Origin of the sequence: Variovorax sp. MSC1_012, assembly GCF_023667525.1 — a bacterium.
Classification (GTDB): Bacteria; Pseudomonadota; Gammaproteobacteria; order Burkholderiales; family Burkholderiaceae_C; genus Variovorax; species Variovorax beijingensis_B.
The window spans coordinates 2,237,024-2,258,037 of record NZ_CM174443.1; the positions used below are offsets into that span (position 1 = coordinate 2,237,024).

At 57.6% G+C, this 21,014-nt stretch carries 16 protein-coding genes and 1 pseudogene; 1 reads left to right on the top strand and 16 read right to left on the bottom strand.

Annotated elements, in window-relative coordinates:
• Positions 1-288: 288 nt before the first annotated feature.
• Entirely contained in the window at positions 289-1,515 is a 1,227-nt protein-coding gene (locus L1081_RS10585) for an O-antigen ligase family protein (RefSeq protein ID WP_489416375.1), read from the top strand.
• A 448-nt stretch (positions 1,516-1,963) separates the two neighbouring features.
• Here L1081_RS10585 and L1081_RS10590 read toward each other — a convergent pair whose 3' ends face one another.
• The 16 genes and pseudogenes from L1081_RS10590 to L1081_RS10665 form a co-directional block, all read right to left on the bottom strand.
• Positions 1,964-3,958 (bottom strand): polysaccharide biosynthesis protein, encoded by a 1,995-nt coding sequence (locus L1081_RS10590; protein WP_489416376.1) that lies wholly within the window; start codon positions 3,956-3,958, stop codon positions 1,964-1,966.
• A 49-nt stretch (positions 3,959-4,007) separates the two neighbouring features.
• Positions 4,008-4,397 carry a VanZ family protein gene (locus tag L1081_RS10595; RefSeq protein ID WP_489416377.1) on the bottom strand — a complete coding sequence of 130 codons (390 nt, stop codon included), beginning with the start codon at positions 4,395-4,397 and terminating at the stop codon, positions 4,008-4,010.
• Positions 4,394-5,572, bottom strand: coding sequence for a DegT/DnrJ/EryC1/StrS family aminotransferase (locus L1081_RS10600; RefSeq protein WP_489416378.1), 1,179 nt, complete (start codon positions 5,570-5,572; stop codon positions 4,394-4,396). Before L1081_RS10600 ends, L1081_RS10595 begins: the two co-directional genes overlap by 4 nt.
• A gap of 2 nt (positions 5,573-5,574) precedes the next feature.
• Positions 5,575-6,237 carry a NeuD/PglB/VioB family sugar acetyltransferase gene (locus L1081_RS10605; protein WP_489416379.1) on the bottom strand — a complete coding sequence of 221 codons (663 nt, stop codon included), beginning with the start codon at positions 6,235-6,237 and terminating at the stop codon, positions 5,575-5,577.
• Complete coding sequence (locus L1081_RS10610) at positions 6,234-6,851, bottom strand: sugar transferase (RefSeq protein ID WP_489416765.1); 618 nt, start codon at positions 6,849-6,851, stop codon at positions 6,234-6,236. Before L1081_RS10610 ends, L1081_RS10605 begins: the two co-directional genes overlap by 4 nt.
• Positions 6,852-6,998: 147 nt before the next feature.
• Positions 6,999-8,084: pseudogene (locus L1081_RS10615) on the bottom strand (glycosyltransferase family 4 protein); the annotation flags it as partial.
• A gap of 7 nt (positions 8,085-8,091) precedes the next feature.
• Positions 8,092-9,228, bottom strand: a complete 1,137-nt coding sequence (gene wecB, locus L1081_RS10620) for a non-hydrolyzing UDP-N-acetylglucosamine 2-epimerase (RefSeq protein WP_489416380.1) — start codon at positions 9,226-9,228, stop codon at positions 8,092-8,094.
• Between the two features lie 23 nt (positions 9,229-9,251).
• Positions 9,252-10,379 (bottom strand): UDP-2-acetamido-2,6-beta-L-arabino-hexul-4-ose reductase, encoded by a 1,128-nt coding sequence (gene wbjC / locus L1081_RS10625; protein ID WP_489416381.1) that lies wholly within the window; start codon positions 10,377-10,379, stop codon positions 9,252-9,254.
• Positions 10,380-10,383: 4 nt separating this feature from the next.
• Positions 10,384-11,427 (bottom strand): polysaccharide biosynthesis protein, encoded by a 1,044-nt coding sequence (locus tag L1081_RS10630; RefSeq protein ID WP_489416382.1) that lies wholly within the window; start codon positions 11,425-11,427, stop codon positions 10,384-10,386.
• Positions 11,428-11,458: 31 nt separating this feature from the next.
• Positions 11,459-12,448, bottom strand: a complete 990-nt coding sequence (locus tag L1081_RS10635; protein ID WP_489416383.1) for a glycosyltransferase — start codon at positions 12,446-12,448, stop codon at positions 11,459-11,461.
• Between the two features lie 110 nt (positions 12,449-12,558).
• Positions 12,559-13,755: a glycosyltransferase gene (locus L1081_RS10640; protein ID WP_489416384.1), complete on the bottom strand. Its 1,197-nt coding sequence runs from the start codon at positions 13,753-13,755 to the stop codon at positions 12,559-12,561.
• A 20-nt stretch (positions 13,756-13,775) separates the two neighbouring features.
• Complete coding sequence (locus tag L1081_RS10645) at positions 13,776-15,086, bottom strand: glycosyltransferase family protein (RefSeq protein WP_489416385.1); 1,311 nt, start codon at positions 15,084-15,086, stop codon at positions 13,776-13,778.
• A 161-nt stretch (positions 15,087-15,247) separates the two neighbouring features.
• Positions 15,248-16,603, bottom strand: a complete 1,356-nt coding sequence (locus L1081_RS10650) for a lipopolysaccharide biosynthesis protein (protein ID WP_489416386.1) — start codon at positions 16,601-16,603, stop codon at positions 15,248-15,250.
• 15 nt (positions 16,604-16,618) lie between these two features.
• Positions 16,619-17,692: an NAD-dependent epimerase/dehydratase family protein gene (locus L1081_RS10655; protein ID WP_489416387.1), complete on the bottom strand. Its 1,074-nt coding sequence runs from the start codon at positions 17,690-17,692 to the stop codon at positions 16,619-16,621.
• Positions 17,689-18,975, bottom strand: a complete 1,287-nt coding sequence (gene tviB / locus L1081_RS10660; protein ID WP_489416388.1) for a Vi polysaccharide biosynthesis UDP-N-acetylglucosamine C-6 dehydrogenase TviB — start codon at positions 18,973-18,975, stop codon at positions 17,689-17,691. Before tviB ends, L1081_RS10655 begins: the two co-directional genes overlap by 4 nt.
• A gap of 130 nt (positions 18,976-19,105) precedes the next feature.
• Positions 19,106-20,254, bottom strand: coding sequence for a polysaccharide biosynthesis/export family protein (locus L1081_RS10665; RefSeq protein ID WP_489416389.1), 1,149 nt, complete (start codon positions 20,252-20,254; stop codon positions 19,106-19,108).
• Between the last annotated feature and the right edge of the window lie 760 nt (positions 20,255-21,014).

The window sequence follows — 21,014 nt, forward strand, 5'->3', positions numbered from 1 at the left end:
TCCCCCAGGCGGGCGGGCAGCGCGTTGGGCCCCGAGCTAGGCAGAGTAGAGTTTTTGGTCCACCATTTCGCTGACCGCCGCGCCCTAAGTGGGGTCACCATAGGCCCGGGTGCTGGCGGCCTCGATCACAGCGGTAAGACATCTGCGCGGGTTCGGCGGAGCTCACTTCCGCGTCGAGGTCGATGGCGCTGAATTGAAGTGAGACAACTCGTAGTCGACCGAGGGCGTCATTTTGACCCCCGTGGCCGCCCCCTCCCTACATTCGTATCGCTGACAAGTCGAAAAATAATGAAAAATCTGGACACGCTCATAACGCGTAGCGCTGCGTTAACGATGGCTGCCACGGCCTTTTCCGCAAGTTGGGGAATGAGTACCCTCATTGAGGGAGTTTCACTTTTTAGAACGCTGGCGTTTTCAACCTTGGCCATGCTAATCTACAACGCGGTGCGCAAACGGAAAATCGCCAAGCCCGCCAACGTCGAAATCAGTATTGCACTGCTATGGATTTGGTGCCTCCTGTCTCTCTTGTGGTCGCTTGATTCAGAGCTTTCAACCGTCCAGATATTTAGCACTTCGCTTCTTGCTTTTCTCATTTTCATAGCAACCTTGCGACTCTCTCTCTCTCCCAAATACTGGAAACTTGTTGGAGTGTTTTATGTCCTCGGATGCGTAGTTGCAAGCTTGACAGTGGTCACAAGCGCAGTAAGCTTTGCCGCCGGGGGGGATGGCGATGATCGGGCAACAGTCGGAGAACTAAACGCCAACTACATCGCATATGCAATTGCCACGTCGATTCCAATGGCGTTGACGCTGCTCAACTATCAGCCGCAACGATGGCTCGTGAAGCTGGCCACAGTGCTGTATGTCCCCGTGGCTATGTCGGCAATCCTGTTGACTGGGTCTCGCGGAGCTCTAATGGCTGGTGGTGCCTCGGTGCTCCTTTATTTTCTGCTTTCCATGCGGCGACAGTTTGTAGCATCCATTTTTTTAATTGCACTCGCTGGCGCTGGCATTTATTTCTTCTTTGACTATCTCCCGGCTTCCGTAAGTGATCGGATGACATTTTTTTCCGACGCTCTGACTCAATCCGGCGACACAGTAGATCTTTCAGGCCGGGAATACATTTGGCCGCTGGCGATCCAATTATTCTTCGAGAATATATTTTCCGGGATAGGATTTGGGGCGTTCCGTGCAGTCAATGGTGATGGTATTTCCGTACACAATGCAATTTTGACGATGGCTGCGGAAACGGGATTGCCGGGGCTTATTCTTTTCGGCTTCACAGTCGCTGCAGTTTTTTGGCGCGTCATCTTTAGATCACCGAACCCAGAGGTACGCAAGGGCGGCCTCATGCTATTGGTTACTTGGTTGCCGATTGCTATGACCGGTGTATGGGAAGCTTCTGCCATTGCATGGCTGGCGTTTGGCTGGTACTTCGGGGCATCCAAGCATCCATTTGAGCCAATCGAGCAATACGATGGCAACCACCAGAGACGTCTCAGAATTCAATGGTAACTATCGAGCCAGCAGCACATCTTAGGAAGCGCTCTCAACGGGTCAAGCTAACACGATTGCGAAGTACGCTGGCAATAGACGTTTGGCCCGCTTGGCGAAAAAATCTGCCTTCTTCGTTGAGTCGTACATGACGGCCATCAGTTATCCGTTTATTACGAAGAACACATCAACCCCGAGGAATCCGCTGGCGAACCCGGAAAACCCAAGATGGAAGCAGACGACGAGGAGCACTGCAATCCCTCGCAGAATCTGAATGTCTTTTCTATAGCTCACATGTTCCTCAAAGCACTGAATACACCGATAGCAGCATCTTTAGACTTAGACCGCTGAGCGCTACTTGGCGCTCGGCGAGTTCAAAAGTGTTTAGGTCGGCGCGCTCCCTTCTTGACATCGATCGCCAAGGTATCGCGAAGATTGATATTGCGGCGCGTTTTAGATTAACTAGTCGTCAGACTGGTGCGAGCGCTGACGGCGGCCCCGAAGCACCAGCGGCAACGCCATCAGCCACGACCGATACTGGCGCCGGTAACGTGTCCCTCTGGCGTTCAAGCTCCATGTACACCCAGTCGACTACCTCCGCGTGTGGAAGGTAGCCGCCCAGGAGCTGCTGCAGCTTGCATTTGATCGCCGGAACGTCGTTACGCTCCAGCAGTGCGCCTAGCTCATCGATCTGCTGCGCCAGCTCTGCCCAGGGCGGGCACGCTTCATGCGCCTTCATCACACGCGGATGGGCAGTGGGCATGGCGTTGTCGCCGATCAGCAGTTCTTCATAAAGTTTTTCACCGGGCCGCAGGCCAGTGACCAGCAGCTCGATATCGCCTTCGGGGTTCCTCGCGTCGCACACGGTGCGGCCCGACAGTTCCACCAAGCGGCGCGCCAGGTCGATGATGCGCACCGGCTCGCCCATCTCCAGCACAAACACGTCTCCCCCCTCGGCCATGGCGCCGGCTTGGATCACCAGTTGCGCCGCTTCGGGAATGGTCATGAAGTAGCGCGTAATGTCTTCGTGCGTGAGCGTGATCGGTCCGCCCGCTTCGATCTGCTGACGAAACAGCGGCACCACCGAGCCACTGGAGCCCAGCACATTGCCAAAGCGCACCATCGAAAAGCAGGTGCTCGGCTTCTGCTGGGCCAGGCCCTGCAGCGTCATTTCGGCCAGGCGCTTGCTCGCGCCCATGATGTTGGTCGGCCGCACCGCCTTGTCGGTGCTGACCAGCACAAACTGGCTCACGCCATGGTCGCGCGCTGCCAATGCCGCCGTGAGCGTGCCCAGCGTGTTGTTGATCAGGCCTTCCACGGGGTTGTGCTCCACCAACGGCACATGCTTGTAGGCTGCAGCGTGGTAGACCGTATCGGGCCGCCACACGCCCATGATCTGGCGCATGCGAGCGCTATCGCACACCGATGCCAACAGCGGCACCACGCCGAGCGCAGGCGCTTTTTGATCCAGCTCACGATGAATGGCATAGAGCGCGTATTCGCTCCACTCCACCAGCAGCAGCACCGAGGGTTTCAACTGCGCGATCTGGCGGCACAGCTCGCTGCCAATGGAGCCACCCGCACCGGTCACCAGCACAACCTTGCCGCGCACGTGGCGATGCAGCAGATCTTCGTCCGGCGCCACCGGGTCGCGGCCCAGCAGGTCTTCGATGTCGACCTCCATCAGGTCCTTGACCTGCACCCGGCCCTGCGCCAAGTCAGCCATGCCAGGCAACGTGCGCACGTGCAAGTGCAACGACAAGAGCTCGTTCAGAATCTGCGCCCGGCGCCCTTGCGAGACCGATGGCAGCGCCAGCAGCACGTCGGTAATGCCTTGAGCGGCAGCATTGGCCGTAAGCCAGGACGGCGGGTAGATGGGCAGCCCGTTGAGGGTGCGGCCCTGCAGATGCGGCGAATCGTCGACGAAGCTATGCACCGCCATCTCGGGGCTGTGCGCCAACGCCGCGGCCAGTTGGCGCCCGGCCTTGCCCGCGCCGTAGATCACCACCTGCGGCAAGGTCTTGCTGCGCAGCACCTGTGTATAGAGGCCGCCTAGCCAATAGCGCGCCATCAGTCGAGAGGCACCCACCGTGATCAACAGCAGCGCAGGCACCAAGAGACCCACCGTCCGCGGAACGCCCTCCACGCCAACCAGGGTGAACATCATGACGTAGCCCACGCTGAACAAGGAGCAAGCGCGCCCGACGGCCATCAACGCCGCGCTGCCGGCATACCGGAAGATTGCCCGGTACAGCCCCGAGATCACGAACAGCGGCAGCGCCAACATGACCGCGCCGGCTACCGCCAGCCAGTGCACGCCCGTTAGTTCTACCCACCGCTCGTAGCGCAGGCTGAGAGCCAGCCACACGCACAGCACACACAGGCCGGTGTCCACCAACAAGGCCAACACCCGCTTTGCGGGTCTCGGCAGCGCCAGCACCGGCTGGGCCATACGGTCGATCATGCGGAGCCCCCTGAGAAATTCTTGTCAACCCTGCAATGCTGTGAATCCATCATTGCGCCCCCTGCCCTGCGGAATGCAGGCGCTCCAGCAAGAATGCCAAGCCGGCCCCCAGCAGCAGCCCCACCCAGTCGGCCAGCAGATCGACAGCCTCGGCACTGCGATCTGGCGTGAACGATTGCAGCAGTTCGATGAGCCCGCCATAGGCCAGCAACGTGGTCAACACGATGGCCGTTCGCCCCGGCCAAGCCCATTGGCCTAGCAGCCCCAGCACGGCAAAACCCAAGGCATGGTTGCCCTTGTCCCACCCCGTGGAGGGCAGGTCGGCTGAAAGCGGGGCCAGGCTCAGCACCAGCAGCACGAGCATGGCCAGCGCCAGCAGCCAGCGCCAAACCGTGGCCCCGGGCTTGGGCCACCATCTGCGCGCAGCGGATGGGCTCATGCTGCGCTCGCTTCCTTCAGCACCCGCCCAATGGCCGCGCAGCTGGCGTCCATTTCAGCGGCCGTCAGTGTGGGGTGCACCAGGAACATGACGCTGTTTTCGCCCAAGGCGCGCGCCACCGGCAAGCGCTCGGCCGGCCGCCAACCGGTGCCGTCGAAGGCTTTCTCCAGATACACCTCCGAGCAGGAGCCTTGGTAGCATGGCACGCCTTGGGCCTGGATGGCATTCACGATGCGGTCGCGACTCCAGCCGGGTGCCAGCTGCGCGGGCTGCACGTAGACATAGCACTTGTAGTGCGCATGCACGCTGCCTTCGGGCAAGGCTGGCACGCGCACGGCCGGGTGCGGACGGCAGGCCGCCCACAGCGCTTCTGCATGGCGCGTGCGCTGCACGGTCCAGTCGGCCATGCGGCGCAACTGGATGCGGCCGATCACGGCCTGCATCTCCAGCATGCGCCAGTTGGTGCCGAAGCTTTCATGCACCCAGCGGAAGCCGGGCGGATGCTCGCGCTTGAACACCGCCTCATAGCTCTTGCCGTGGTCCTTGAATTCCCACATGGCGCGCCACAACGATTCGCTGTTGGTGGTGACCATGCCGCCCTCGCCGCCCGTGGTCATGATCTTGTCCTGGCAGAAGCTCCATGCGCCCACGTGCCCAATGGATCCGACCGCCCGCCCCTTGTAGCGCGCTCCATGTGCCTGGGCGCAGTCTTCGATGACCTTGAAGCCGTGCTGTTCGGCCAGCGCCATGATCGGATCCATGTCGCAAGGCCAGCCGCCCAGGTGCACGCAGATCACCGCGCGGGTGCGCGGCGTGAGCACCCGCGCAATGGTGGCCGCAGAGAGGTTGCCGTTGTCGGCCTCCACATCCGCAAACACCGGGGTCGCACCCGCATTGACCACGCAAGACACACTTGCTATGAAGGTGCGCGGCGTAACCACCACTTCATCGCCCGGGCCGATGCCCAGCGCCTTCAGCGCGACATCCAGCGCCAGCGTGCCATTGGCCAGCGCCACCGCATGGGCGGTGCCGGTCCAGGAAGCGAATTCCTTCTCGAACTCACGGCATTCCTGCCCGGTCCAGTAGTTGACCTTGTTGGAGAGCAGCACGCGCTGCACAGCTTCGGCTTCTTCGGCGGTGAAGCTGGGCCAGGGAGAGAACGGGGTATTCAGCACAATCAACCTTTGGGAGAAAAGAGACGGGCCGGGTTGCCCACCACCGTGGCGCCGGCCGGCACGTCGCGCGTGACCACGGCGCCCATGCCGACCACGGCACCGCGCCCAATGACCAGCGGCTTGCCAGGACGCCCCTGTTTGATGACCGCACCGGAGCCGATGTACGCGTGGTCTTCGATGACCACATTGCCGTTGCACTTCGCACCCGGCGCGAAGGTGACGAAATCGCCGATCACGCAGTCGTGCTCGACATAGCTGTAAAGGTTGGCGTGGAAATGCCGACCGATGCGGATGTTGGAAGTGAGCGTGACGAAGGGGCTCAGGGCCGCGCCCTCCCCCAGTTCCACATCGTCCATGCGCACGACGTTGCCCGCGCTTACCGTCCAGGCGCGCACGCCATCCGCCCTGCAGCGCGCGGCCAGCTGCTCGCGCACCTTGCTGTTGGCAATGGCCAGCACGACATGGCGCTCGCTCGCCTCTTGCTGCAGGAATTCCGAGTAGCGCAGCACCCGCTGGCCATTGACCACGGGCGCGGCGGGCTGGTCATCTATGAAAACAAGCCGCGTGTCTGCAACGCACTGTCCCGCCAATTGCGCGCGCGCCAAAGGCATCACGCCCCGGCCGCAGCCGCTGGCGCCGTAGACCGCGAACAAGGGTTGCGTCATGACTCACCTCCGTGGGAGGCAGCGGCAGAAGAGCCGGTGAAGCGCGGCATGGTCGCTTCGCCCGCCGCAGAAATCCCGTCGCGTACCAGCACCTTGCGCACCGTGAGCCACAGGATCTTGATGTCGAGCCACAGCGTGCGGTTGTCGACGTACCAGACGTCGAGCTTGAACTTCTCTTCCCAGTTCAGTGCATTGCGGCCGTTGATCTGCGCCCAACCAGTAATGCCGGGGCGCACTTCGTGGCGGCGCGCTTGCTCCGCGGAGTACAGGGGAAGGTATTCCATCAACAAGGGGCGCGGGCCTACCAGACTCATCTCACCCTTGAGCACATTCCAGAGTTCGGGCAACTCGTCGAGGCTGCTCGAACGAAGAAAACGGCCAAACGGCGTGAGCCGGTCGGTATCGGGCAGCAACTGCCCGCTGGCGTCGCGTGCATCCGTCATGGTGCGGAACTTGACCATCTCGAAAGGCCGTCCTCCCAGGCCCGGTCGAACCTGGCGGAAGAAAACCGGCTTTCCGAGCTTGCGACTCACTTGCCAGGTCAAAAGCGCAAGAGGGACCGCAAACAGCAGCAATGCCGCCGCGGCCAGGATGACGTCTAAAACGCGCTTCACACCGAACGCCCTTGCGACGCCCAGCCGCTTGAAGAGCACGCCGAACCGCGCAACGCCGGTACGCAGCGACAGGTGCTCGTGATAGTGAAGCTGGGCTTTTGCACCCATTCCCGCCAAGGCCTCCGGGGCCATTGCAGCCAATGCTTCGGCGGAGGCCGCCAACACCTGCGGATCCTCGGATGCAGCAATCACTCCGCTGCCAGACTCCCGCACCAGGTTTGCAGCATCGCCATCCACTGCCATCAACAAGGGCTTGCCGGCGGCCATGTAGGCCTGAGTCTTCGACGGAATGGTGATCTCGAAGAGCGGATCCTTGCGCAGGTGCACCAACAAGGCATCCGCCGCGTCCAGCAAAGTGCCGACTTCAGCCATGGGCACGGGCGGCAAGAACGTCACATTGTCAAGGCGCAGTTCGGCAGCCCGCTGGGCGAGGCGGCTTACTTCCACGCCGCCACCAAGCAGCACGAAGCAAACACGCGATTCGCGTTGTTGCAGCAGCACCGCCGCGTCCAATACGGCATCCAGTGCCTGTGCCTTGCCCATGTTTCCGGCAAAGAGAATCCGGAATTTTTCTGCAGCAGGAAACGCTGCGGGCAATTGCCCATGAGGTGCCGTCAGCGAAGCCTCGTCGGCCCAGTTGTAGATCACATCGATCTTTGCTTCAGGAACACCGCGCTGCACCAGCAGTTTCTTGAAGCCGGGCGAAAGCACGGCAATGTGATCGACGCGCCTGTACACCCACTGGCAGACAGATGCCACGACGCCCAACGCCCGTTCGTTGTTGAGCATGCCAGTCGCCCGCAAGGTGTCGGGCCACATGTCCTGGATGTCGTAGACCACGGGAATACGACGAAGAAGACGGATCAACCCTGCCGCCACGCCTACAGTCAGGGGCGGGTGATAGGCATACATCACCGCAGGGCGCTTTGCAAAGAACAGGCCGTAGACGGAAGCGGACGCCGCAAAGCTCGCGTAGTTCAGTACACGTTTGATGGCGGACTGGCCGTGATCGGGATAAAGCGGCAAGCGGGTGACCTGCACGCCATCGATCACCTCGCGCTGCAGCCACTTGATACGGTAGCCGGGGTACACCTTTCCACCCGGGTAGTTCGGAAAGCCGGTGACGACTTCCACCTCGAACCCCTGGCGAACAAGTTCACGCGCAAACACAATGCCCTTGAAGGTTGGTTCGGGGTCGAACCATTGCGTCAGCAGCAATACACGAACGGCCATGTTGGGATCAGTACTTCTTCCACACGACCCGATTCACATAATCGGTGTAGCTGTGGATGATGCGCAGCACCTTGTCCGAGACATTCGGCATGCTGTAGTCGGCAACCTGGCGCAAGCCACGCAGCTCGCCGCGAGGTTGGGTCTGGAGGATGGCCAGCCCCTGGCGCACACGCGCAAGCTCGAGCCCCACCATCATGACCGCGCCCTCTTCCATGCCCTCAGGCCGCTCGTGCGCCTCGCGCAGGTTGAGCGCCGGAAAGTTCAGAATCGAGGACTCTTCGTTGATGGTGCCGCTGTCGGAGAGAACCGCGCGGGCACACATCTGCAGCTTGACGTAGTCATGAAAGCCGAGGGGCTTCAGCAAGCGGACATTGGCATGAAAGCGCGATCCCGTGGCATCAATGCGCTTTTGGGTACGCGGATGCGTCGAGACGATGACCGGCAGTCCATGATCTTCGGCAACCGTATTGAGCACGTCGACCAGCTTTGCGAAGGACTGGGCAGACTCGATGTTCTCTTCGCGATGAGCGCTCACCACAAAGTACTGGCCGACCCCAAGGTTCAGTCTTGTGAGCACATCGGATGCATCGATGTTCGGGCGGTAATGGGAAAGCACTTCGAACATCGGACTGCCCGTCTTGATGACCAGGTCCGGCGGCAGCCCCTCGCGCAGCAGGTAATCGCGGGCGATGGTGCTGTAGGTCAGATTCACATCCGCCGTGTGGTCCACGATGCGCCGGTTGGTCTCTTCCGGTACGCGCTGATCGAAGCAGCGGTTTCCGGCTTCCATGTGAAAGATCGGGATCTTGCGCCGCTTGGCTGGAATGACCGAGAGACAGCTGTTGGTGTCGCCCAGCACCAGCATCGCCTCGGGCTGCTCCTGCCCAAGCACCTTGTCTACTGCAATGATGAGGTTACCGATGGTGTGCGCGGCACCGGTCGAATCTGCCGCGCTGTTCAGGAAGTGATCGGGCTTGCGAACGCCCAGGTCGTCGAAGAAGACCTGGTTGAGTTCGTAGTCGTAGTTCTGGCCGGTGTGCACCAACACGTGGTCGCAATGCTCGTCCAGCCGAGCCAGCACACGCGACAGGCGAATGATCTCGGGCCGAGTACCGACCACTGTCACGACTTTGAGTTTTTTCATGGGAAAGGTCACAAGCCTGGGGTCTAAAGAGGGCAAGCGAAGGTGTCTGGCCGCGCACGGTCGAATACCTCGTTGGCCCAGAGCATGACGACCATTTCGTCAGTGCCGATGTTGGTGATGTCATGCGTCCAGCCGGGCACGGTCTCGACAATTTCCGATTTGTCGCCCGTGGTGACCAGTTCATGCGCTTCGCCCGTCTGCATGTGCCGGAACTTGAAGCGCGCCTGTCCCTTGATGACCAGGAACTTCTCAGTCTTGCTGTGGTGATAATGGCCGCCGCGTGTGATGCCCGGGTGCGCGGTGAAGAACGAGAACTGGCCGGCGTCCGGGGTCTTGAGCATTTCGACGAACACCCCGCGCGCGTCCCCGTATTGCGGCACCGTATAGGCGAACGACTCGGGCGGCAGATAGCTCACATAGGTTGAATAGAGCGCCCGCACCAGCCCCGTTCCCACGCGATCGGTCATGAGCGTGCTGCGGCTGTCCCTGAACGACTGGATCTGCCGGGCCAGTTCGCCCACCGTGGTGGTGTACTGCGGCGTCACAGTGGCAAAACCGTCCGCGTTTTCTGTGGCGTCCGCACCATCCATCAACTGAATGAAGCGATCGACGACATCGTCCACATACACCAACGTGACGGACGCGGCGGGATCATTGACCTGGATGGGCATGCCGCGCGCAATGTTGTGGCAGAACGTGGCAACGGCCGAGTTGTAGTTGGGCCGGCACCATTTGCCGAACACGTTGGGCAACCGAAAGAGGTGCACCGGGATGCTGTGGCTGCGCGCAGCGGCCTGCAGCGCCTCTTCTGCCCCGTGCTTGCTGCGGCCGTACGGATTGTCCAGGCCTGCCTGCGTGGACGAGGTGTAGACGACCGGCACCTTCCTACCGGTGGATTCGGCCATGGCACAGACGGCACGGCACAGGCTCTGCGTGAGTTCTGCGTTGCCGATGGCGAATTCCTGCGGATCTTGAGGGCGGTTGACTCCCGCGAGGTGGAACACGAAGTCCACCCCCTGCAACAGTGCAGGCAGTTGCTCCACGCCGTCGTCACGAGTGAAGCAGACGACTTGCACATCCTTGCGCTCGGCCAGATGCAACTGCAGGTTCTTGCCCACAAAGCCGCGAGCGCCGGTGATCAATACCTTCATGACCTTATTCCTGCGCCAGAGCTGGTTCGCCACGCGCAATGCGCTGCATGAAGTCGAGCTTGAGCAACAGCGCCTTCATGCCTTCGACGTCGAGCCGGGTGGTGTTGTGCGAGTTGTAGTCTTCGCCGTGTGTGCTGCGGGTAATGCGCTCTTCGCCCTCTTCCACGTACTTGGCGTAGTTCAGGTCCCGCCCGTCGGGTGGCACGCGGTAATAGTCGCCTTGGTCTTCGGCACAGGCCATTTCCTCCCGGCTCAGCAGCGCTTCATAGAGCTTCTCGCCGTGGCGCGTGCCGATCTCACGCACTTCGTGATCGGGCTTGCGCATCACCTCCAGGATGGCCTGTGTCAGCACCTGAACCGTGGCTGCGGGGGCCTTCTGCACAAAGATGTCGCCGTTATTGCCGTGCTCGAAGGCGTGCAGCACGAGTTCGACTGCATCCTCCAGGGTCATCATGAAGCGGGTCATGGATGGGTCGGTCACGGTGATGGGCTTGCCCGCGAGCACCTGCTCCACGAACAGCGGAATGACCGAGCCGCGCGAAGCCATGACGTTGCCGTAGCGGGTACCGCAAATCACGGTGTGGGTACGTTCCAGATTCCGGCTGGCAGCGACCATCACCTTCTCCATCATGGCCTTGCTGATGCCCATGGCGTTGATCGGGTAGACAGCCTTGTCGGTGCTGAGGCACACGACGCGCTTCACGCCTGCGGCAACTGCTGCTTCCAAGACGTTTTCGGTGCCGAGCACGTTTGTGCGCACTGCTTGCATCGGATGAAATTCGCAAGAAGGCACCTGCTTGAGCGCCGCCGCATGAAAGACATAGTCAACGCCGCGCATGGCGGCAGCAATGCTGCGCGCATCACGCACGTCACCGATATAGAACTTCAGCTTGGGATGGTTGTAGCGCTTGCGCATGTCATCCTGCTTTTTTTCGTCTCGGCTGAAGATGCGGATTTCACCGATATCAGTCGATATAAAGCGCTTGAGCACTGCGTTGCCGAAAGAGCCGGTGCCGCCGCTAATAAGCAATGTCTTTTCGGAAAACATGAGATTTTCTTTATTGGATTTGAGTTGGTAATCAGTTTTTATTCGACACACCGCGCCAGATACGCATGTAGTCCAAGAAAACAGCGTCAATTGAATAGCAATCGATCGCCTTTTTTCTTGCGACTTCCCCAAGGGACGCTCGCGATCGAGCATCGGAAATCAACGCCCGCATCTCACCTTCTAATGCGCAAGCATCCCGCGGATTTACGAGCACCCCGGCGCCACCCTCAAGCATCTCCGGAATTGCGCCTACATTCGTGGCCACAATCGCTCGCCCAAGAGCCATCGCTTCGACAATGACATTAGGAAAACCTTCAGTGTGACTCGGAAGAACAAATAAATCACACGACGCCATGTGCTGCATAGCGCTATGGTGAGGCAATTCTCCCAAGAAATTTACGTTTTTTGCGCCATAGCTCTGAACTAGCTTATCACGGTAATCAGGCTTATACGAGCCAATGAGATCCAGTTGCCAGCCCCGAGGTTGAAGGCGACTCCAGGCAGACAAAAGTTCCTCAACACCCTTTGCTTGAATTATCCAACCCAGAAATAGAACCGATCGAGTATCACTGGGGCCATCCTGCGATTGCCCGACGGGTAGCGAGTGCGTGTTTACACAGTTGGGAATTAATACAATCTTACTCGCAGGAAAATAACCTCTCACAGCCTCAAAAGTTGCTTTGTCGATCAGGACAACTCGGGATGACATACGCATAACAGTTCGAAGCAATCGCCATTCAAATGAATTCGCCAAAGCGATTGCGGGTATGCGTCCAAATCTAATGTGAAAAACCAACGGCACCCCGAAAAATTTCCCAAGGATAGCCACCGCAAGATCCCGCACCGCCCCCAAATGACCTGACGTAGTCAAATGAATGGCGTCAAACCGGGCACCACATAGAGAGAAAAAAAGCTTTCCGATGTCCGAGAGCAATTGCAATGATCCACCAATGGATCGAATAATAATTCCAGTTTGATGAATAGAGCGCCATTTTGGTGCAGTATTAATCTGCGAGATCACGATGTCCTGTCTATCCCTTGCGTAGGACGAAATCAAAGCAGTCCAGTGCGCAATACCTCCGTAAGGGGGAGGTATCGGGGAGACAAGGCAAACGCGGAGAGGAAGACGGATCAATTGAAAGCTCGCTCTGTGCTCTTAAGAAATGAATTCAAAGCTTCTGAGTGGGCACGAAAATCAAAAGATCGCTGCGCCTGCTCAATCGCCGAATGCCGCATTGCCTGAAGCTGAGGAGCGGAAAGCCTCAATGCGCGCTCAATGGCCGACTTGAGAGAGCTTACAGAGCAGTCAGCACAAATCAAGCCCTCCATTCCGTCGCAAATGTACATGCCAATATCGCTAGTCAAGTTGACAATCACTGGAGTTCCGTTTGCCAAGCTCTCGACGAACTTTGTTGGAAATCCCGCGTTCGCAAATCGCGCAGGCTCCCTCAGCAACACAGTTAAATCGGCCAACCTTATATGCCGAGCAATATCCGCCTGCTTCACATGCCCCAAAATTTCTATACTTGGAGCAAATCCAGAACGGCTATATATGGTTCTTAAATTTTCAAAAGTAGGCCCCAATATTTTCAATCGAAGCCTGTCGCCGGTGGCGTCCAAGGCTTCCACCGCTTCTATAACATGCAACAATAAATCTTTCTTGCCGGGAGTCCCAGCATAGAGAAGCACCAAGGGCGCTGCAGGGTCCTTCAGGTGGACGATGCCTTGATCAACTTGCACATTGAGCGATGGAGGAATTCGCACTACCTTGCACCCCAATTTTCGATAGTGATGCTCAAGAAGCGAACTGATCGCAATCACGCCGTCACATCGAGGATAAAGGTAGCGTAAAGCCACTTGAGCACTGACGTAAAACGGACCCCATCGTCCACCTTTCATCTGCCGCGGGTCATACCACTCGACTACATCGACAATTAAAGGTATTCCGTGCCGTCTGCACCATGGAAGTAGCCTCAAGATGTATTGAGCACTACCCCCATATACAACGACATGAGATGGCTTGGATGGTTGACGGTCTAACCACCGAACGGTCTTATCGCCCCATTCAACAAGGACTCTCCATGCCTTTTTTAAGGAAGACATTCCCGGGGTAGGCAATTCTCCAATTCCAACATATCGGACAGCGCCTTCCGGTTCGCCTTCGTTTAAATTTTTCTCGACTGTAGGTAGATCACTGCCGCTGGCAACGACAACTGAATATCCTGTCTGTGCGAGCGAGCGAGCGATGCCAACCATTCGGCGAGAGCCGGCCTGACCCCAAGGGAAAGGGAATGGCCCCACATACGCTATCCAGTTGTTTGTTCGCATGATTTGCTAATAAACAGAAGCTAATCAGGCAATTGCGCCGCAGCCCGTGCCAGCGCCGAGGCGAACCGCCGTCGCACTGGTACAGCGTCGTGGTGTTCAAGTGCCACACGATAGCCCGCCTGACCAAGCAGATGTCTTCGACTCTCCGACTGGGCCAACTGACGCACGACGTCAGTTAAAGCCGAATTAGTCCCTTGTTCCGTCACAGTTAAGCCGGCCTTCGATTGTTCGACGTACTGGATTGAACTCAGGCTGCTCGGGCCGATCGCTAAAATGGGGCGCCCAGCGGCCATGTACTGAGGAATCTTTGTAGAGATGGAAAGCTTCGTATAGCGCGAATCCTCCGGCAAGAAAGATTCAGCGTGCACCAATACATCGTACGAGCCTAAAACATTGGCTACCTGATCCGGGGAAATGGAAAACAACCGGGACACAGAGGCAAAAGGCTTAAAGAGCTTTCCATATAATTCGATGTCCTTCGTCGGCGCAGAGATTTCGAGCGAAATCGGCACTCCGGAACGCATCAGTGTATCGAGCGTTTCAGCCAATGCCAATAAAGATCGCCACCTATTCAAGTGCAATCCCCCCACGTACCCAAATCGGACCACACGGGAGGGAGGTAACTCGGCCACCGGTAGATCATTACGGCATTCGACACAATTCATAAAATAGTCGAACTTCTTTCCGTACCGAGAATTCATTACCTCAGCCATGTGTGCGCCAATCGCAAGAGCTATGGGGGCCCTACGAATCACTTCGGTAAGACGACGATTCATTACCCTTCGAAATACTTTGCGAAGGCGGTGAGACTCGTAAATAGTACTAGGCCAATCATCCATAAAGTGGGGCACAATTGGTTTGCCGAGTCGCTCGGAAAGCTGTATTACCAGCTCGCAGATGCGAGAGCCACCAAGAAGTGTATAGATGACATCCGGTGCGAACTCATCTGCCCATTCAAGCAATGCAGACGATGCCTTAAAAGGAATAACATCGCCTAGAGCGGCCAGCAATCCGAGGTCATTGGAGGAAGTGGTGGGTTGCCCGACCGGGTTACTGCTTGGCATGATCGTCGAATGTCTGGCCGATTTTCGAACCCGCCCCAACACTTCCTTCGCGAAGCGAACCGAAGGAATGTCATTGCTGGAGAAGCGCCACACCTTTTTGCAATACGTAGGATCTGGTGCATTATCCGAATCATAAATTTGCGCGATTCGATCGATCGGCCAGCCCGTAAACAGGTTCGACATCGTGATCCCGGTCGCATCAACGCGATTGATCGGGGCAGCGCTAACTACCAATATCCTCGGAAACTTCGCATCGCTCGAACTCACGTTGTACCCTTCATTTAGCAGCTAGTAAGCCTACGGCAGGCGAACTTCCTTTTGCACGCTTCAATTTGATATCAAAGATGAACTGCGAAATAAGGATGGCAAAAACTGCAGCCATCACTCTGCGGACATGTGCGTTTAAGGTTTCAAGAAAACGTAATCTTTCACGTCGCACTGTTGCAAGAGAGCTCATCGAAACTTTTATTGACCTCAAATTGCATCAAAATACATCGAAAAGCAAACCCCACATTAATGACCCACACCACATATTCTTTTGAAAGAGAATTTGGAATAAGCGCGGCTACGACGACGCCCCCCGCAGCCAATAATAGCCCATAACTGGCTTGGCCTTTAAAACGAGAAAGCCCGTTCAAAATAGTTGACGCAACACTATTCCAAAATCCAAGTAGCATAAATATGGTCGATGCGACAATAAGATGTCGCGAAGGGATGATCTCGGATGCACCGATCCATTGCTCAATAATCAGAGGGGCGCCCAGCAAAATCACAGCACTACTCACAATTGCAACGCCAATGCATGTAATTAAACATTTTCGATACGCCTCCCGAATCCATCGCACATCATTTTTTTGATTGGCCTCAGCAATTGCGGGCCAAAGTGGATTCAATAAATAGATCAACAGCACTCCAGGAATCGCGAGCAATTTCAGCAGTACGGCAAAGTCAGCGACAGATGCGGCGCCGTATTTTGAAGAAATCAGAAACGGAAGTGAATTGTTGACGAGATAAATTGCAACAGAGGCACCCAGTCCCATAGCACCGACTGATAGCAAATCCTTTGCAGTTTCCAGATCGATTGTTTTAAAAATGTCTCGGCAGCCCGGCATCAACCATTTGTGTCGATAGAGCAGCACTGGTATGCCTGCAAGCAACAATACGCAACTTGCCAGCCCTCCAACGACGAAGACCAATGCAGGGAGGCCCAGTTGAAAACGAACGACGACGAACAAAAGCGCGAGTGAAACAAACCGAGCAACGACCTGGAGCAATGCGACCCAAAATCCCTCTTGAACGGAGTTAAATGCTCGCTGCACCAACCCGCCGAGCAGGCCTATTGCAATAACTACGATGGTGGCTACAGCCGTTGGTCCAATATCAGCCTGGGCTTCAACACTTTGCAAAGAAAACAGCGAAGCTAATTCAAATCGCGGAACTGCAAGATAACCGACAAAAATTATCACAATTACAATAATGCCAACCAAGACAAATGCACTATAGAATGCATTGCGCGCGCTTCGGTAATCACCTTTACCCGCGTGCCGAGACATGCGGTCCTGCATCCCGATGCCAACGCCGAAATCACTAAAGGATATAAATGCCAAGGCAGTGGACAGCGTCATCCAAATACCAAAACGCTCTGGCCCCACATAGTCCAGCGCGAGTGGCACGCTGATTAGCCCTGTTGCCAGCTGAACAATTTGAGCTACCACATTCATGACAGCCGTTGAAGCTGCTCGACGATATCGTTCCCGGCCAGCATTAAGCGTTTTTTCCGACATTTTTACGCTTGGCATTTAATGCGAAACGGTGTTATCGGCCAGCTTCTTATAGCAACTCAAATACCAAATAATTGCTTTATTTATTCCACGCCGAATCGGATATGCCGGTGAGTAGCCCAAGAGTCGCCGGCCCTTAGTCACATCAGCCTGCGAGTGCCGCACGTCGGCTGCGCGGAAACTGCGATACGATGGACGCTTCACATATGCGACCCCTTTTGTTGCAAGTACATCGCGCAGTGACTCAAAAAGTTGATTGAGCGTGGTGCGGTCTCCAACTGCAACGTTGTAGATCTGATTGTGCGCCTCGGCTAGCGTTGTGGTAGCGGCGAGCAAATTAGCCTGAATGGCGTTCTCGACGAAGCAAAAGTCGCGACTGGTCTCGCCATCGCCGTTGATAAAGATGTCTTCGCCCGCGATCATTGCCGCCGTCCATTTTGGAATTACGGCTGCATACGCACTGTCCGGATCTTGACGCGGCCCAAACACGTTGAAGTAGCGCAAGCCAATTGATCTGAACCCATAGCTACGCGCAAAGACTTCCGCATAGAGTTCATTAACGAATTTGGTGACTGCATAAGGCGACAGCGGCTTGCCGATCACATCTTCAACCTTCGGCAGCGCCGGGTGGTCGCCGTATGTTGAACTGCTTGCGGCGTAGGTGAAACTCTTCACTTCTACATCGCGTGCCGCAACCAACATATTGAGAAAGCCATCGATATTGGTGGCGTTGGTGGTGATGGGGTCTGCAAGGCTGCGTGGCACGGAACCCAATGCGGCCTGATGCAAGACATACTCCGCGCCCTCACATGCGCGGCGACAATCCTCCAGCTTGCGAATATCGCCCTCGATGAAGGCGAACCGCGCCCACTGATCCGCGCTAACAAGAGTCCGCACCTCGTCAAGATTACGCAGGTGCCCAGTGGCAAAGTTGTCCAAGCCGACCACTTGCTGGTCAAGCTTGAGGAGTGTCTCTAGGAGGTTGCTACCGATAAAGCCGGCCACGCCGGTGATCAGCCAGGTGTGGCGCTCGCTGGTGAGCCGTTCGAGCAACTGCTCGTAGGCAGTCTGGCTGGAATTGGAAGTTTTCATAGCCTGCCGTCCGCAGCACCCAATGGCAGGATGCCCTTGACATCAAAAAGCACGGCGCCCGCTTGACCCAAAGCCTTGATGCCGGCCTCCCCCAATGCAACAAACTGGTGGTGCCCAACTGCCAACACCACGGCGGCGTATTGACTGGGTTGAGGCATTTCCGCCAAGCACTGCAGTCCATATTCGTGCTCCGCATCGGCCACATTGATCCACGGGTCGAACACGTCCACTTGTACGTTGTAGCTCTGGAGAGTGCGCACGAGGTCTACCACCTTGGTGTTGCGCACGTCTGGACAGTTTTCCTTAAAAGTCAGCCCCAGCACCAGGACCCTGCTGCCCAGAACAGGCAGGCTCTTACGCAGCATCAACTTGATGACTTCGTCAGCAACATGCATCGCCATGTTGTCGTTGATGCGTCGGCCCGCCAGGATCACTTCGGGGTGATAGCCGACTTCGACGGCCTTGTGTGTCAAGTAATATGGGTCCACGCCTATGCAGTGACCACCCACCAGTCCCGGACGAAAAGGCAAAAAGTTCCACTTGGTGCCCGCGGCCTGCAACACCTCCACCGTGTCGATGCCGAGCCTGTGAAAGATCAGGCTGAGTTCATTCATCAACGCGATGTTCACGTCGCGTTGGGTGTTCTCGATCACCTTTGCAGCCTCGGCCACCTTGATGCTGCTGGCCTTGTGGGTTCCGGCCGTGATGATCTGGCGATATAGCTGATCCACGGTTTCAGCCACCTCGGGTGTGCTGCCGCTCGTCACCTTCTTGATGGACGGCAGCCGATGTTCCTTGTCTCCTGGATTGATCCGCTCCGGGCTGTAGCCGCAAAAGAAGTCGACGTTGAACTTCTTGCCATTGCTGAACTTTTCCAGCACAGGCACGCAGACTTCTTCGGTTGCTCCGGGATAAACCGTCGATTCGAAGATCACGATCGCGCCAGCCGGCATCACCTTGCCCACGGTTTCGCTGGCCTTGATGAGGGGCGTCAGGTCGGGCCTGTTGGCGTTGTCGATGGGCGTGGGCACGGTCACGATGAAGACCGCGCAGTCGCGCAAATCATCGGCGTGCGACGTAAAGGCCAGCTGTGCGGCGGCCTTCAGTTCTTCCGGCGTGGTTTCAAGGGTGTGGTCACGCCCACTCTGCAGTTCGGCTATGCGCTTGGCGTTGATGTCAAAGCCGATCACCTGGCGCTTCTTGCCAAACTCCACGGCCAGCGGAAGGCCCACGTAGCCCAAGCCAATGACGGCAATCGGTCGATTTGAATGGATGGCTTGCATGTTGATTACCGGAAGAAAAAATCGGCGGCACGGCCCCTGACCGCCGCGCTGCGTTCGCGGTTGTTCTTTTTTTTGAGGCAAGTCCCTGTGCTGCTAACCGCGAATGCAGCGTGGGACTTTTTGGCTTCGACTAGCGATGCCTGACGTACGTCTCGCTGGCGCTGTTCACTACTTGCGCAGACGGAAGAATCAAGCTGACGACGCGGTTCCACTTCACGAGCGGCACCGGGTCGATGTAGACCACGTCTTGCGGCTCCAAGCTGAACTGCCGGGCCAGCACCATGGCGGCGGGGTTCCTGGCGTCCAGGTGGAAGATCGCAGGCAAGCCGGTGGCGCCTTGGCGAATCACGTAGATCTGGCCCGGGTTGGAGGTGGTGAGCACCGGCCCACCCGCTTCGCCCAGCGCTTCGTTCAGGTTGAGGCGGCCGTTGCTGCGAACCGTCAGCGCGGACGGAATCAAGACTTCGCCCATCACGTACACCTTGGCGTCCTCGCGGTGGCCAATGCGGATGGTGTCGCCATTCCTCAGGGGAATGTCGTTGCCGTCGCGGCCGGCTTCGCGCAGGCGCGTGAGGTCGATGTCGATGGACTTGCCATCGCGCACCACAGTGACAGCCGCGCGGTTGCCGTTGGCGGTGATGCCGCCGGCGCGGTTGATCGCCTCGGTGAGCGTCATGGGCACGTCGGTCACGATCTGGGAGCCTGGCGTGCGTACCTCGCCCTCGACGTAGACGCGGCGGCTTCTGAACGACTGGATGCGTACCGTGACTTCGGGCTCGCGCACCTGGGTGACGATGAGCTTGGAGATCAGGTCGCCGGCCTCGGCCTCGGTGAGGCCTGCCACCCTGACGCGGCCAACGTACGGAAAGGCGATTTCGCCCGAGGAATCGACGATGAAGCCTGGTGCCACGCTCACGCCCGTGGGGTCGGCCTGCTGAGAGATAACGGCGCCGGCGTTGGGCAGCAGCTCGGGGTGGTCATACACGATGACGCCCACCACGTCTCCAGGGCCGATGGTGTAGCGCTGCGGCTTGCCGAACAGGGCTTGCACTTCGGGCGACACGTTCTTGGGCGCGGCTTTGGCCAGCGTGCGCACAAGGGCTGGCGTGATGGGGGTGATCCGGTCCTCAGGTGCTGCGTCGGGCAGGTACTGGAACTTGGGGGGGAGCTCTTCGGCGACTTGGTACGGCTCGACGGTACCCATGCCCGGGACCACGGCGCAGCCTTGAAGCACGGCCACGCCCAACATTGCAGCGGCAATCCATGCCGTTGCGTTCACTTCTCGTCTCAAAACAGTCCCCTGGTTGTTGCGGTGAAGGCCGACTCCGGCCCCACAGGGACTAGCTGTTGCTGAATACTCCTCCCTGTACGTATATTTTATCTTTTGTTGCTAAACGTTTGTATTCAAGAAGTGATGGGGATCACTTTTTCAGAGAAATCTAACGTGTCTTACCTTTTGCAACCCATCTTCTGCGAAAAATGTGATGGATGTCCTTGTCAGGACAACCCTGTTACTTGGAAGAAGTTGCACGCGGTAGCGCGAAGAAACGGGCAACTTGTCATCACTCGTACTGGGTAGACCGGCCGCTTTTTTGTATCGCGCCAGGGATTGACATTGGCACTCAGCGAGCGGTCAGGTGCGGCATGTCCAATGCTCCAAAAAGAGCCTTTCGGGAGGGCATTTGTTGTTTTTACCCATGTACACCATCGCAATTGACACCGGAATCTTCGTAGCTGGCGCCTTCCTGGGCGTCCTGCTCATGTGCCTGCTCCGCGTTTCGAGGTCTGACGACTGAGGCCCGCAGCCCTGGCCCGGCCGAACCGTGGCAGGTAACCGTTGTTGCCGCGCATCACTGCAGGACACCTCTCCTGACAGTGCGCTTCGACGCCTTTAGGCCTTTTTTCCTACGGAAATCTGTGATGAAGTTGGCAAAACCGCTTTTAAAATATAAGTAGCCAACTGTGACAAGCAGTACTTCCAGCTACATTTTGTAAGCCAGAAGCGACCGCTGATCCAGCGTAACGAGCCCCGGCAGTCC